At 73.1% G+C, this 13,733-nt stretch carries 10 protein-coding genes; 9 read left to right on the forward strand and 1 reads right to left on the reverse strand.

Annotation, left to right across the window (positions count from 1 at the left end):
* The 3 genes from G3I42_RS18255 to G3I42_RS18265 form a co-directional block, all read left to right on the forward strand.
* Positions 1–1,597: AAA family ATPase (locus G3I42_RS18255; RefSeq protein WP_164287287.1), on the forward strand; the 1,597-nt coding region annotated here is incomplete at its 5' end.
* A 75-nt stretch (positions 1,598–1,672) separates the two neighbouring features.
* Positions 1,673–2,662 carry an RICIN domain-containing protein gene (locus G3I42_RS18260; protein WP_164287289.1) on the forward strand — a complete coding sequence of 330 codons (990 nt, stop codon included), beginning with the start codon at positions 1,673–1,675 and terminating at the stop codon, positions 2,660–2,662.
* A 254-nt stretch (positions 2,663–2,916) separates the two neighbouring features.
* Positions 2,917–4,743, forward strand: a complete 1,827-nt coding sequence (locus G3I42_RS18265) for a glycoside hydrolase family 18 protein (protein ID WP_164287290.1) — start codon at positions 2,917–2,919, stop codon at positions 4,741–4,743.
* On the opposite strand, the gene G3I42_RS18270 is transcribed toward G3I42_RS18265, so the two are convergent.
* Complete coding sequence (locus G3I42_RS18270; protein ID WP_164287292.1) at positions 4,731–5,171, reverse strand: ATP-binding protein; 441 nt, start codon at positions 5,169–5,171, stop codon at positions 4,731–4,733. The genes G3I42_RS18265 and G3I42_RS18270 overlap by 13 nt on opposite strands.
* A 296-nt stretch (positions 5,172–5,467) precedes the next feature.
* Here G3I42_RS18270 and G3I42_RS18275 point away from each other — a divergent pair, with 296 nt between their 5' ends.
* The 6 genes from G3I42_RS18275 (at position 5,468) to G3I42_RS37680 (ending at position 13,580) form a co-directional block, all read left to right on the forward strand.
* Complete coding sequence (locus G3I42_RS18275; RefSeq protein ID WP_164287294.1) at positions 5,468–7,468, forward strand: glycoside hydrolase family 6 protein; 2,001 nt, start codon at positions 5,468–5,470, stop codon at positions 7,466–7,468.
* 104 nt (positions 7,469–7,572) lie between these two features.
* On the forward strand, positions 7,573–8,397 hold the full coding sequence (locus G3I42_RS18280; RefSeq protein ID WP_239096537.1) for a nucleotidyltransferase domain-containing protein: 825 nt from the start codon (positions 7,573–7,575) through the stop codon (positions 8,395–8,397).
* 181 nt (positions 8,398–8,578) lie between these two features.
* Positions 8,579–9,862 carry a helix-turn-helix transcriptional regulator gene (locus G3I42_RS18285; protein ID WP_164287296.1) on the forward strand — a complete coding sequence of 428 codons (1,284 nt, stop codon included), beginning with the start codon at positions 8,579–8,581 and terminating at the stop codon, positions 9,860–9,862.
* A gap of 54 nt (positions 9,863–9,916) precedes the next feature.
* Positions 9,917–10,669: a toll/interleukin-1 receptor domain-containing protein gene (locus G3I42_RS18290; RefSeq protein WP_164287299.1), complete on the forward strand. Its 753-nt coding sequence runs from the start codon at positions 9,917–9,919 to the stop codon at positions 10,667–10,669.
* 59 nt (positions 10,670–10,728) lie between these two features.
* Complete coding sequence (locus G3I42_RS18295; protein WP_164287301.1) at positions 10,729–12,552, forward strand: hypothetical protein; 1,824 nt, start codon at positions 10,729–10,731, stop codon at positions 12,550–12,552.
* Complete coding sequence (locus G3I42_RS37680; RefSeq protein WP_239096538.1) at positions 12,549–13,580, forward strand: hypothetical protein; 1,032 nt, start codon at positions 12,549–12,551, stop codon at positions 13,578–13,580. The genes G3I42_RS18295 and G3I42_RS37680 overlap by 4 nt, the downstream gene beginning before the upstream one ends.
* Positions 13,581–13,733 lie beyond the last annotated feature (153 nt).

The raw sequence follows: 13,733 nt of genomic DNA on the forward strand, positions 1-13,733 counted from the left end.
GCTGCGGGTGCGGGGGGCGGGCGAGCACGGTCTGCGGGTCTCGGGGGCGGCGGGCGCGGAAGTGGACGACTCCTCGGTGGCGGGGGCGCGGTTGTGCGCCGTGCACGGCGACGAGGGGGCGCGTCTCGTCCTCACGGGGCTGCGCGCGGTGGGCGCCGAGACGGGGCTGCGGCTGCGCTCGGCCGCCGCGGAGGAGTCGCTGGTGCGCGCATGCGTCTTCACCGGGCAGGGGCGCAGCGGCGTCGAGATCGGCGCGGGAACGGCGGTGGCGCTCACCGATGTGCGGGTGAGCGGCGCGGGGGGCGCGGGCGTGACCGTGGACGCGGGCGGGCGGCTGACCATGACGGGCGGCACGGTCGCGGGGGCCGCGGGCAGCGGTCTCGTCCTGGAGCGGGAGGCGACGGCCGAGGTGCGCGGCGCGCGCTTCGAGGACTGCGGCAAGAACGGCGTCCTCGTCGGCGAGCAGGTCGGCGGCACGTTCGCCCACTGCGACGTGTCGGGCACGACGTTCCCCGCCCTGCACGTCGGCAAGGGGGCGCGGGTGCGGTTCCTCGGCTGCCGGGTCTTCGACAGCGCGCAGGACGTCGGGCTCGCGGACGGCGCGGAGCCGGAGTTCGAGGACTGCGCGGCGGTACGGGTCCGGACGGCGTCGCTGCCGAGCCTGTCGGACCGTACCCGGCCGCCCGCCGCGCCCGCGTACGTCGCGGGGGCCGGGAGCGACCCGCAGGCGCCGGACCGGGCCGCCCCGGAGGGGGAGGGCGCGCTGTGGGACCAGGGCGAACCGGCGCCGGAGCCCGAGAGCCTGGAGGACCTGCTCGCCGAGCTGGACGAACTGGTCGGCCTCGACGGCGTCAAGCGCGACGTCAACGGCATGGTGAAGCTCATGCAGACGGTGCGGATGCGCGAGGAGGCGGGGCTGCCCGCTCCCCCGCTGAGCAGGCACCTCGTCTTCGCGGGCAACCCCGGCACCGGCAAGACGACCGTGGCCCGGCTCTACGGCAGGCTGCTGCACGGCCTCGGGCTGCTGTCGCGCGGTCACCTCGTGGAGGTGGACCGCAGCGCGCTCGTCGGCGAGTACGTCGGTCACACGGGCCCGAAGACCACGGAGGCGTTCCTCCGGGCGCGCGGCGGGGTGCTCTTCATCGACGAGGCGTACGCGCTCGCCCCGGCGGGCGCGGGCAACGACTTCGGCACGGAGGCGATCGCGACGCTCGTCAAGCTCATGGAGGACCACCGGGACGAGGTCGTCGTCATCGCGGCCGGCTATCCCGGGGACATGGACCGCTTCGTCTCCTCCAACCCCGGGCTCTCCTCGCGGTTCAGCCGGACGCTGCTCTTCGCCGACTACAGCTCGGAGGAACTGGTCAGCATCGTCGAGCACCACGCGCAGCGGCACCGGTACGAGCTGACGGACGCGGCGCGCCGGGCGCTCACCGCGCACGTCGGGACGATCCCGCGCGACGCGGGCTTCGGCAACGGCCGCACGGCCCGTCAGCTCTTCCAGGCGATGACCGAACGGCAGGCGATGCGCGTCGCCGAACTGACCTCCCCCGACTCCGCCCAGCTCATGCAGCTCGACGAGCACGACCTGCTCTGACCGACCCGAGCCCGATCGGCTCTTGACCGACCCGAGCACGACCTGCTCCGACCGACCCCCCGGGAGTTACCCACCATGCGCCCTTCGCACCGCACGCCGGAGCCGGCGGAGCCGGCCGAGCAGACCTTCGCGGACGCCTTCCGCCGCCGCCCGGCCCGCGCCCCGCACGGGCTCGTGCCCGGCCGCAGGGTCTGGGTGACCCTGGGCTGGGCCGCCGCCGTCTCCGCGACCGTCACGCTCTCCGCGGTGGCCGCGCGCGGCACCGTGCTGGACGACGACGGCAAGGAGAGCCCCGCGCTCGCGGCGAACGACACCTCGGCGCGCGTCGTGGCCGACCCGGTGGCCTCGGCCTCCGGCGCGCCCGCTTCGTCCTCCCCGTCCCCCTCGTCCTCGCCGTCGAAGGAGGCCGGGAAGCCGCACGAGGAGAGCCGGGCGGGGGGCTCGGGAGGAGGCGGCGCGGCGGGAGCGGCCCCGGCGGGCGCGCCCGCGGCCCCGGCGGCGGGGGAGAAGAGCGGTACGGGCGGTTCGGGAGGCGGGGGGAGCGACGGGGGCGGCGGAGGCGCGGCGAAGAGCGACACGAAGAGCGAGAAGACGTCCGGCTCCTCCGGCTCCTCGGGTTCCTCGAAGTCCGGCGGCTCCGGCGGCAGCGCGCCGAAGAAGGCGCAGGCGCCCGCGCAGGACTTCTCCCGGCCGCTCGGCGCGATCGTCGGGCGGTACGGCGACTTCCAGAACCACTGCGTGCAACTCGCGGGCAGCTCACTGAAGTTGTACCCGTGCGACGGGGGCGCGGACCAGCAGTGGCAGTTCGCCAAGGACGGCACCCTGCGCAAGAACGGCCGCTGCCTCTCGCTCGCGGGCCGCTCGACCAACGACGGCACGTACGCGGTCATGGCCGGGTGCGACACGACGAACGTCACACAGTGGCGCTACTCCCCGGGCAACGACATCGTCAACGTCGCCGCCGACAAGTGCCTGGATGTGGCGAACGCGAGCACGGCGGCCGGTACGCCGCTCCAGATCGCCTGGTGCTCGGGCAACTGGGCGCAGAAGTGGAACGTGCCCTGATCGTCGGGGACTTCACCTCCTCCGAGGCCGCGAGCCGGGTGGCCCGGACAGGGCCCCGGAAGCGGTGCCCGGGGGCTCGGCGGACTCCCGGCGGCGGTTTCCCGGACGCGAGCGCGCGCGGGCGGCCTTGACAGGGGCATTGGTCTGGACCATCTTGGGGCAGCACTTCCCGCACCACGACGGTCCGTTCCACCCCTTCGCGTCCATGGCCCCGGCACGCCCGTGCCGGGGCACGCCCCGCTCCGGAGGCAGTCGTGCACCGTAGAAGACCCCGCTCCCCCGGCAGATCCCTCGCCGCGTCCCTCGCCGCCGCCCTCGCCCTCGGCGGTCTGCTCGCCCTCTCCCCCACGGCCTCGGCGGCCGACACCGAACTCCTCACCAACGGCGGCTTCGAGTCCGGCACGAGCGGCTGGAACTGTTCGGCCGGCAGCGGCTCCGCCGTCACCGCCCCTGCGCACGGCGGGAGTTCGGCGCTCAGGGCCGTACCCGCCGGAAGCGACAACGCGCGGTGCGCGCAGACCGTCCGGGTCAAGCCCGACTCCGCCTACACCCTCAGCGGCTGGGTGCGGGGCGGGTACGTGTACCTCGGTGCCGCGGGGACCGGCACGACGGACGTGTCCACGTGGACGGCCTCGGCGGGCGACTGGCAGAAGCTGAGCACGTCCTTCCGTACCGGCCCCTCCACCACGTCCGTCGAGATCTACACGCACGGCTGGTACGGGACGCCCGCCTACTACGCCGACGACCTCTCCCTCGTCGGGCCCGGCGGCGACCCGGTCGCCGTGCCCGCGACCCCCGGCGGCCTGCGCGCGGCCACGCCCACCGCGACCTCGGCGACTCTCACCTGGAACGCCGTGCCGGGGGCGAGCGAGTACCGCGTCTACCAGGGCGGGACCAAGGCGGCGACCGTCACGGGGACATCGGCGACGGTCTCGGGGCTCTCGCCCGCGACCGCGTACAGCTTCCAGGTGAGCGCGGCGAACGCCTCCGGCGAGTCGGCCAAGTCGGCGGCGCTGAAGGTCACGACGGCGGCGGGAGGCGACAACGGCGGCGGTACGAGTGGGCAGTTGCCCGCCCACGCCCTCGTCGGCTACCTCCACGCGAGCTTCGCGAACGGCTCCGGCTACACGCGGATGGCCGACGTGCCCGACTCCTGGGACGTCATCGACCTCGCCTTCGGCGAGCCCACCTCCGTTACCTCCGGCGACATCCGCTTCAGCCTGTGCCCCGCGAGCGAGTGCCCGGGCGTCGAGACCGCAGCCGAGTTCAAGGCGGCGATCAAGGCGAAGCAGGCGGCGGGCAAGAAGGTGCTCATCTCGATCGGCGGGCAGAACGGGCAGGTCCAGCTCACGACGACCGCCGCGCGCGACACGTTCGTCTCCTCCGTCTCGAAGATCATCGACGAATACGGGCTCGACGGCCTCGACATCGACTTCGAGGGCCACTCGCTCTCGCTCAACACGGGTGACACCGACTTCCGCAACCCGACGACGCCCGCGATCGTCAACCTCATCTCGGCGGTCAAGGCCCTGAAGGCGAAATACGGTTCCGGCTTCGTCCTGACGATGGCGCCCGAGACCTTCTTCGTCCAGCTCGGGTACCAGTACTACGGCTCGGGCCCCTGGGGCGGCCAGGACCCGCGCGCCGGGGCGTACCTGCCGGTCATCCACGCCCTGCGCGACGACCTGACCCTCCTGCACGTGCAGGACTACAACTCGGGCTCGATCATGGGGCTCGACAACCAGTACCACTCGATGGGCGGCGCGGACTTCCACATCGCGATGACGGACATGCTCCTGACGGGCTTCCCCGTCGCGGGCGACGCGAGCCGCGTCTTCCCCGCCCTGCGTCCCGACCAGGTCGCGATCGGCATGCCCGCCTCGACCCAGGCGGGCAACGGATGGACGGCGCCGGGCGAGGTCACCAAGACGCTCGACTGCCTGACGAAGAAGACCTCGTGCGGCGGTTACCAGACACACGGAACCTGGCCGGCCCTGCGCGGGCTCATGACCTGGTCGATCAACTGGGACCGCTTCAACGGGGGCGAGTTCTCCAAGACCTTCGAGAACTACTTCGGCTGAGCAACCGCCTCCTGCCGCTTGACCTTGTCCGGCGGCCGGAAACAGGCGGTGACGTCCTTGCCGTGGCGGCAGGGGTGGATGTCCCAGGTGTCGGCCAGCAGGCCGACGAGGAACATGCCCCTGCCGCCGGTCGCCTCCGGCCCCACCTCGCGCGGCTTCGGGAGGCCGGGCGCGGAGTCGTGAACGGTCACGTGCAGGCACTCGTTGTCCCACGTGAGCAGGAGATGCGCCGTGCTGTGCGCGTGCACATGCGCGTTGGTGACGAGTTCGGAGACGGTCAGCAGCACGTCGTCGGCGGTCGAAGGGGCAGTACGGGTCCACCCCAGCGTGTCCAGGTGGGCGCGCGTCCACTCCCGCGCCGCCCGCACCTCCGTGTCCAGCGGCAGCGAGCGCGCCCAGCCGACCGCCTTGAGCGAGTTCTCATCCATGACCGTGCCCCTTCACCGTGGCCCGCGCCCTGCTGAGCGGGCACCCCGTTCTGCCGACCGGGTGCCCGCTCCGGGCGGCGGCAGACACGGAGACCCCGCCCGACCGAGGCCGATTCCCGCTCCCTCTCTCTCCACAACGAGCCAACGTCCGCGACTTCCTGCCGACCGTATTGACATGCACGCCGCAAGCCCCGACGGTGGGAGCGCTCCCGCATCGTGACCGCCCCTGAGGGCGGCATGCGCGGGCGCTCGGCACCCGCATGTCCGTACCGGCCTCCCACACCGAGGAGCACCCGTTGAACGTACGAGGACCCGCCCGTCCCCCCACCCCCAGACGCCGCCCGCGTGCCCTCGGGGCACTCGCCGCTCTCGCGCTCGCCGCGGGGACCGCGCTCGTCGCCGTCCAGCCCGCGGCGGCGGCGCCCGCCGCCCGTGTCGACAACCCCTACGCAGGTGCGACCACCTACGTGAACCCGGACTGGTCGGCACTCGCCGCCGCCGAGCCCGGTGGGGACGCGGTGGCCGACGAGCCGACCTTCGTGTGGCTCGACCAGATCGCCGCGATCAAGGGCGACGCCGAGAAGCGCGGCCTGCGCGCACACCTCGACACCGCGCTCGACCAGGGCGCGAACCTCGTCCAGCTCGTCGTGTACGACCTCCCGGGCCGCGACTGCGCGGCGCTCGCCTCGAACGGCGAACTCGGCCCCACCGAGATCGGCCGCTACGAGAGCGAGTACATCGACCCGATCGCCGACATCCTGGCCGACCCTGCCTACGCGAGCCTGCGGATCGTCACCCTCATCGAGCCGGACTCGCTCCCGAACATCGTCACCAACGCGGGCGGCACGGCGGGCTCGACGCCCGAGTGCGCCACGATGAAGGAGAACGGCAACTACGAGAAGGGCGTCGGGTACGCGCTGCACACCCTCGGCGCGATCCCCAACGTCTACAACTACGTGGACGCCGCCCACCACGGCTGGCTCGGCTGGGACAGCAACCTCGTACCGGCCGCGCAGGAGTTCAAGAAGGCCGCCACGACGAGCGGCGCGACCGTGAACGACGTCGCCGGGTTCATCGTCAACACCGCGAACTACTCGGCCACGACGGAGCCGTACCTCAAGATCACCGACACCGTGAACGGGCAGACGGTGCGGCAGTCGAAGTGGCTCGACTGGAACCAGTACGCCGATGAGCAGACCTTCGCGCAGGGCCTGCGCACCGCGCTCGTCGCGCAGGGCTTCGACTCCGGCATCGGCATGCTGATCGACACCTCGCGCAACGGCTGGGGCGGCTCCGCGCGGCCCACCGCGCCCTCGACCGCCACGACGATCGACGGCTTCGTGGACGGCTCGCGCACCGACCGCCGCATCCACGCGGGCAACTGGTGCAACCAGTCGGGAGCCGGGCTCGGTGAACGTCCCGCCGCCTCGCCCGCCGCCGGGATCGACGCGTACGTGTGGGCGAAGCCCCCGGGCGAGTCGGACGGGTCGAGCAAGGCGATCGACAACGACGAGGGCAAGGGCTTCGACCGGATGTGCGACCCCACGTACACCGGCAACGGCCGCAACGGGAACAGCATGTCGGGCGCGCTCGCCGACTCCCCCGTGGCCGGGCACTGGTTCTCCGCCCAGTTCCGCCAGCTCCTCGCCAACGCCTACCCGCCGGTCGGGAATCCGGGTGGCGGCGGCGGGGACACGCAGGCGCCGAGCGTCCCCACCGGTCTCAAGGTCACCGGCACGACGTCCTCCTCGGTCTCGCTGAGCTGGTCCGCCTCCACCGACGACACGGCCGTCACCGGCTACGACGTCTACCGCGACGGCACGAAGGTGACGACGACGAGCGCCGCTTCGTACACCGACTCGGGGCTCAAGGCGTCCACCGCGTACGCCTACACGGTCCGCGCCAAGGACGCGGCGGGCAACGTCTCCGCCGCGTCGGCCGCCGTCACGGGCACGACGGCGGCGAGCGGCGGCGGGGGCGGTACGGGCGCCTGCGCGGCCACCTGGAAGGCGAACACCTGGAGCGGCGGCTTCCAGGCGGACGTCACGCTGAAGAACACCGGTGACAAGCCGCTCACCGCCTGGAAGGCGACCTTCACCGTCCCGTCCGGGGCGACCGTGACGAACGCGTGGAGCGCGACGGTCGCCGTCTCGGGCACGACGGCGACCGCCACGCACGTGGACTACAACACCGACATCCCGGCCGGGGGCAGCGTCTCCTTCGGCTACCAGGGCACGGGCACGTACGCGGCCCCGACCGCGGTGACGGTGAACGGGCAGAACTGCACGCTGAGTTGACGTACCCGCAGTGCGCCGGGCGGTGGGACCGCGGTCCCGCCGCCCGGTGGCGTCCGCCGTAAACGTGCTCGCCCTCGCCCCCGGGCGCACCCCACACTCGCCCCATGCGAAACGAAGAACTCCAGGCGATGGCCCAGCGACTCACCGAGGTGGACGGCATCGTCGCCGTCGCCCTCGGCGGGAGCCGGGCCCGGGGCCTCCACCGCCCCGACTCCGACTACGACCTCGGCCTCTACTACCGCGGCCGGCTCGACACCGCCGCGCTGCGCGCGCTCGCCGGGGAAGGCGTCGAGGTGAGCGAACCGGGCGGCTGGGGGCCCTGGGTGAACGGCGGGGCGTGGCTGACGGTGGGCGAGGACAGTGTCGACTGGATCTACCGCGACCTGGACCGCGTCGAAGCGGTGTGGGAGGGCTGCCGCGAGGGCCGTTTCGAGACCGGTTTCCAGCCGGGGCACCCCCTGGGCTTCCACTCCCCCGCCTACGTGGGCGAGGTCGCCCTCTGCCAGGTGCTCGCCGACCCCACGGGCGAACTGACGGCGCTGCGCACGGCGACCCGCGCCTACCCGCCCGCGCTGCGCGCGGCGGTGGTGGAGAACGCCCGCTGGGAGGCCCCCTTCGTCCTGGCCGCCGCCCGCAAGGGAGCGAGGAGCGCGGACACGGCCTACGTGGCGGGCTGCCTCTTCCGCGCCCTGGGCCTCCTCGCCCACGCCCTCCACGCCCACGCGGGCACGTACGTCCTCAACGAGAAGGGCGCCCTGCACGCGGCAGCGACCCTCCCCACCACCCCACCCGGCTTCACCCCCCGCGCCCAGTCCCTCCTCGCCCACCTCGGCACGACCCCGCAGACCCTGCACGCGGCCCTGGACGAGGCGGAGGGGCTGGTGGCGGAGGTGCTGGGGGTGGTGGGGGTAGCTCAGGGGCCGGTGTGACCACGGACCGCACCCCATTCTTCCCGGCGTTTGTCGGCCAAGTTGTCCCCTTGCCGCGTTTCCGCGCGGCGCGCGGAACAGGAAACGGGAAACACCAGCTATCGCCTTGTCGCCCCGGCGCCGCGTGCCGCACGCTTTTCGAGGTCACGCGCGGCACCGGGCGGCCGGGTGAGGAGGTCCCGTGTCACACCCGTCCGTCCCCTTCGGCACGGAGCTGCGCAGACGGCGGCTCACAGCAGGTCTGAGCCTTCGGGCGCTCGCTTCGGCGGTGCACTACAGCACAGCGCAACTCAGCAAGGTCGAGCGAGGTCTCAAGGCGCCGAGCCGCGATCTCGTCAGGCTGTGCGACACGGCGTTGCGGGCGAAAGGAGAACTGCTCGCCCTCGTGCCGGGCGCGAGCGGTACGTCGCAGGAGCCGGACCGGCGGGAGGGGGATGAGAAGGAGTGGGAAATGCGGCTCACGGACGAGGGCGGCGGCTTTCGGGCCGTTGGACGCAGGCAGGCGGTCGCGGCTGGCGCAGCTTCGCTCATGGCGTGGCGCGCGCCGACGGCGGAGGCCCTGCCTCCGGGAACGGCCGAGGAGTTGCTGACCGCCTCGCGCACGCTGTTCACGCAGTACAGGCACCTCGGGCAGAGCATGCCGCCGGGCGTGCTGCTCCCGGCGCTCGTGGCGCAGACGCACACGCTGCGCGGGGTGGCCGCGCTCTCCCGTACCGGTGCGCGGGAACGATTGCTCACCCTCGGCTCGCGGTACGCCGAGTACATCGGCTGGCTCTTCCAGGAGGACGGGGACGAGCGGGCCGCCCTGTGGTGGACCCGCGAAGCCGTCGATCTCGCCGCCGCGGGCGGCGACCGCGCGCTCGCCGGATACGCGCTCGTCCGCCGCGCCCTGGTGACGCTCTACCGGGAGGACGCCGCCGCCACGGTCGCCCTCGCACGCCGCGCCCAGCACTCGACGCTGCCGCCCCGGATTCGCGGACTCGCGGCCCAGCGCGAAGCGCAGGGCCATGCGCTGGCAGGTGACGGTGACGCCTGTCTACGAGCCCTGGACCGGGCGCGGGCATTCCTCGCCCGCGGCGAGGACTCCGGGCAGCCGGTGCTCGGCACCACGCATCTGCCTGACCCGGCGGGCATGGTGACGGGCTGGTGTCTCGTCGACCTCGGCAGGCACGGCGAGGGGGCCGATGAACTGGGCGGTCACCTGGCCCGTATCGCTCCGGGCGCGGTGCGCACGCATGTGCGGTACGGAGTGCGGCAGGCGCTCGCCCGTGCCTTCGAGGGAGAGATCGACGAGGCGTGCGCGCTGACGGCGCGGCTGCTCGACCACGTGTCCGTGCTCCACTCCGCGACGGTACGCGTCGACCTGCGCCGCCTCGCCCGGGCGCTCGCCCGGCATCGCAACCATCCGGGGGTCCGGGAACTGGCTCCGCGCCTTGGCCCTTTGACGGTGCTCCGCCCGTCCTGAGCACTCGTTCCTGCGGAAGAATCCGCGCATCCCTTCGAGAGACAGAGGTTCGTCATGCCCGAAATCTTCATCAACTACCGCACGGGTGACGGGGAATCGGCCGCCGCCCACCTCCGGGACAAGCTGGTCGAGCGCTTCGGGGACAGGCACGTGTTCTACGCCTCGCACTCCATCGGCCTCGGCGAGGACTACAAAAAGGAACTGGAAAGGGCCTTGCGGCAGTGCTCGGTACTGATCGCTGTGATCGGGTCTCGCTGGACGGCTCTCGGTATGCGGCCGGAGAGCCAGGAGGACTGGGTACGGAAGGAGATCGAGACCGCCCTGAATTGGGGTACGCCCGTCATCCCCGTCCTGCTCGGTCGCCACATGCCCCGCATCTCGGCCGCCGATCTTCCGGAGGGACTGGCGCCTCTCGCGGATCTCCAGTCCGCCGTGTTCGACACGCACGACGTGGAAGGCGGCGTCCGGCGGATCGGGGACGCGGTGGCGGCCCTGGTGCCCGGCCTGGAAGTGGAGCCGGACAGTCCCGCCGCCGAGCCTGGCGCGGTCGCGAACAAGACGGGCGACGTGGGCGGGAACGCGGTGCAGGCGCGGGACGTCAGCGGCGGGCTCAACCTCGGCACGCAGATGGGCGAGGTGAACGGGCAGGTGCACACCGGCAGCGGCGACCTGCTCCACAACCCGCGTTTCCATCACGGGGACCGGCACTTCCACGGCGACGGGGCCACGTACGTCGAGGGCGACCAGCGCGGTGAGACGCGGCACTACTACGGCGAGCGGCGGCGCACTACGGAGGAGGGGCGTTGAACGGCGGGAGCACGCGGATCGGGCGAGTGCACGGCCCGGTGCACAACGGTCCCGGCGATATGTACAACATCCTGTACCAGGAGCGCGCTTCGTGGGACTTCCGGCAGACCGCCGACGACCAACTCGTGCACCTCACGCAGGTGTTCGTTGCTCCCGGAGGGATGGGCGAAGCGCGCGAGCGCCTGGAGGAGAGCCGTACCGTGTTCCTGGACGGTGCCCCGGGCAGCGGCCGTCAGGCAGCTGCCCGGGTGCTGCTCGCCGAGTACGGCTCCTTCCGCGAGTTGCTGCCCGGCGAGCAGGACGAACCGAGCCTGCGGGACCCCGCTCTGCTGAGCGAGGGGGACTTGGTCCTGCTCGACCTCTCGGCGGCGGACCGGCACCGTTGGGCGAGGATGCACGCCGAGCTGGGCACGCTGCGCAGGTCGGCGCACACGAAGGCCGCACGCCTCGTGGTGGTCATGCCGCACGGGGAATCGCTGCCACCGGAGCTGGGGCGGTTTCAGGTACGGCTCGAACGCCCGCCGGAGCGGCCCGTGCTGTACCGCCACGTCCGCGTGGCGAAGGTCCCCCTGCCGCTCCCGCCGCCCACGGTGCCGGCAGTCGACGAGTTCCTCGGAGCCGAGGGCTCCCGCTCGACGGCGCAGATCGCTCTCTTCGCGGATCTCGTCCGGCGCGCTTACGAGGCGGACACGACGGGCTCGTACGCCCGATGGGCCGAGAGCGCTCTGCGCTCCTTCAGGGGCCGGGGAGCGGAGGTCGCCGCGCAGGTGGCGAAGCTGGACGACGCCGGGGCGCGGGCGCTGCTGCTCACCCTCGGCTTCCTCCACGGCGCGCACGCGGACACTGTTCACGCACAGGCGGCCTTGTTGCTGCACGCGCTCGGCGGCCCCGCCGACGAGGCACCGTTGCTCCAGCGCAGGGACCTCGCCGAGCGTCTGGAACAGATCGAGGCCCGCATCGGCGCGGACGGCCACGTCCGCTTTCTCGTGCCCGGGCAGGACGCGGAAGTACGCGCGCACTTCTGGGACACGATGCCGGACGTCCGGGAGCCGCTGTCGTGGTGGTGTGCGCGCACCATGCGGCTGGGTTCCGCGACCGCCGGACACTTGGCCGACGAGTACCTGCGGACGGAACGGCCGGACGCCCTGCTCCGCCTCGTCCTGTCCTGGTGCGAGGACGCGGGCGACACCCCCGTGCTCGCGGGGGCGGCCCACCTGCTCGTCCGGGGTCTCGGCCGCCCCGCGTTCGCCTCCGACGTACGCCGGTGGCTGTACAACCGTTGCACCCAGACCCGCCCCTCCCCCGGCGAAGCCCTCGTCCTCGCCCAGGTCTGCGGCAACGTCCTCGCCGTCACACACCCGCACCAAGCCCTCATCCGTCTGCACCACCTCTCGCGCAACGAGGAGGCCGGCGGGCACGGCGCCTCGGCGCTGCGCGAACTCGTACACGCCGATCCGCGCGTGCTGCCACCACTGCTGGACCGGCTCCAGCGGGACCAGCACCCCGCCGACGCCGGCGTCTTTCTCTCCACGTGTCCCGCCGAGGCCATGACCGCGGACGTCGCGCGTCAGGCACAGGGCTGCTGGACCGCCGTCTTCAGCCGTGTGCCCCCGCGCACCTGGCAGCCCTACGCCGAGCGCTGGCTCCACCGCGCGGCGGGCTCACCGCTCCGAGACATCCTGCTCCGGGTCCTCGTCGGTGCCGCCGCCTCGCTCCCGCGCGGACGCGGGCCCGTCTTCGCCGCCCTCTACGCCTGCGCACGGGACGCCGAGCGGACCGACCCCGAGGACCCCGCCCGCGCCGCCGACACCTCCGCGACACTGCTCACCCTCATCACGGATGCCCAGCGCGCGGTCGCCACCGAGGGGAGCGTCTACGCATGACCAGTGGAAGCAAGACCGCCACGGTCTTCCTGACCGTCATCGGCGGACTTCTGCTCGCCCTCGTGGCGGTGTCCCGGGCGTGGCCGGGCTGGGTGTGGCCGGTGCTCGGCGTGCTCGTGCTCGCCGTGCCTCCCGCGCTCTTCGCGATCGCCGCGCGGCGTCGCGGCGCGGTGCGGGCCGCGTTCGAGGAGCAGCAGACGGCGAGCCCGGTCGAGCGCACGGAGCGGCGGATCAACGAGGTGGCACTCCCGAGCGCGTGGCCCGACTACGACTTCCTGCTCTCGGGGACGGTTCACTGGTGGCCGCTCGCGCCGCCGGGGAGCAGTGACGTGATCGGCAATCCGGGCGGCCTCGCGGTCGAGACCGTCCTTGAGCGGGCCCGCGCGATCACGGAACGCCGCGAGCCGGGACGGGTCTCCTTCGTACGGCACGAGGTGAGCGGGGCGCTGAGCACGATGCGCCCGGACCGCTCGGGCCACGTACGGGCGATGGCCGAGGACATCAGGCTGACCCTGCGCCCGCACGACCAGGAGCGGCTTGAGCGGCTGGCCGAGCTGCGCAAGCGGAAGGCGGTGTGGGAACACGAGCGCACCCACGAGCAGAGCCGTCGCGCGTACCTCGGTGACGACGTGCTGAAGGACACGGGGAGCGCGGTGGTGTGGTGGTTGGCCAGGAACGACGGGCGGATCGACAAGACCGTGCAGGACCTCGGCCTCCTCGCCCAGCTCACCTCGGCGGCCAATGACACCGAGGTCCCGGAGCGGCTGCGCGCGCTGCTCGCGCAGCCGCCGGGCGAGGACCGAGGGGAAGACGGTGCCGGCGAAGTCTCTGTCACGGAGCACGTCGCGCGGCTGTTCGACCTCCTGGGCATCCCGGATCAGGACCCCCGCCGCGCGATGCTCGCCAAGCAGTTCGCCGAGCACCTGCGCGGTCAGGACTTCCCCGAGTCGGCGGACCGGCTGGAGCACCGTTTCGACCCGCCCGCCGAGTACCGGGCCGGGGAGGCCCCCGATCCGGCCGGGGGGTGACGCCGCCCCTTCAAAACGAGTCCCCGTACCAGTGCGCCGCTCCCCTCGCCCCCACCGTCGCCGCGATCTCGGCCGGTGGGGTGGTGAGGGGGCGGGTCATGCCGGTGTGGCGGGGGACGGGGTGGGGGGTGGTGAGGAGGGTGGGCAGGGCGG

The organism is Streptomyces sp. SID11385, assembly GCF_010548245.1.
Classification (GTDB): Bacteria; Actinomycetota; Actinomycetes; order Streptomycetales; family Streptomycetaceae; genus Streptomyces.

Coding starts and splice junctions, on each gene's coding strand:
- G3I42_RS18260 (WP_164287289.1), top strand. CDS start 1,673: ATGCGCCCTTCGCACCGCACGCCGGAGCCGGCGGAGCCGGCCGAGCAG.
- G3I42_RS18270 (WP_164287292.1), bottom strand. CDS start 5,171: ATGGATGAGAACTCGCTCAAGGCGGTCGGCTGGGCGCGCTCGCTGCCG.
- G3I42_RS18280 (WP_239096537.1), top strand. CDS start 7,573: ATGCGAAACGAAGAACTCCAGGCGATGGCCCAGCGACTCACCGAGGTG.
- G3I42_RS18290 (WP_164287299.1), top strand. CDS start 9,917: ATGCCCGAAATCTTCATCAACTACCGCACGGGTGACGGGGAATCGGCC.
- G3I42_RS18295 (WP_164287301.1), top strand. CDS start 10,729: ATGTACAACATCCTGTACCAGGAGCGCGCTTCGTGGGACTTCCGGCAG.
- G3I42_RS37680 (WP_239096538.1), top strand. CDS start 12,549: ATGACCAGTGGAAGCAAGACCGCCACGGTCTTCCTGACCGTCATCGGC.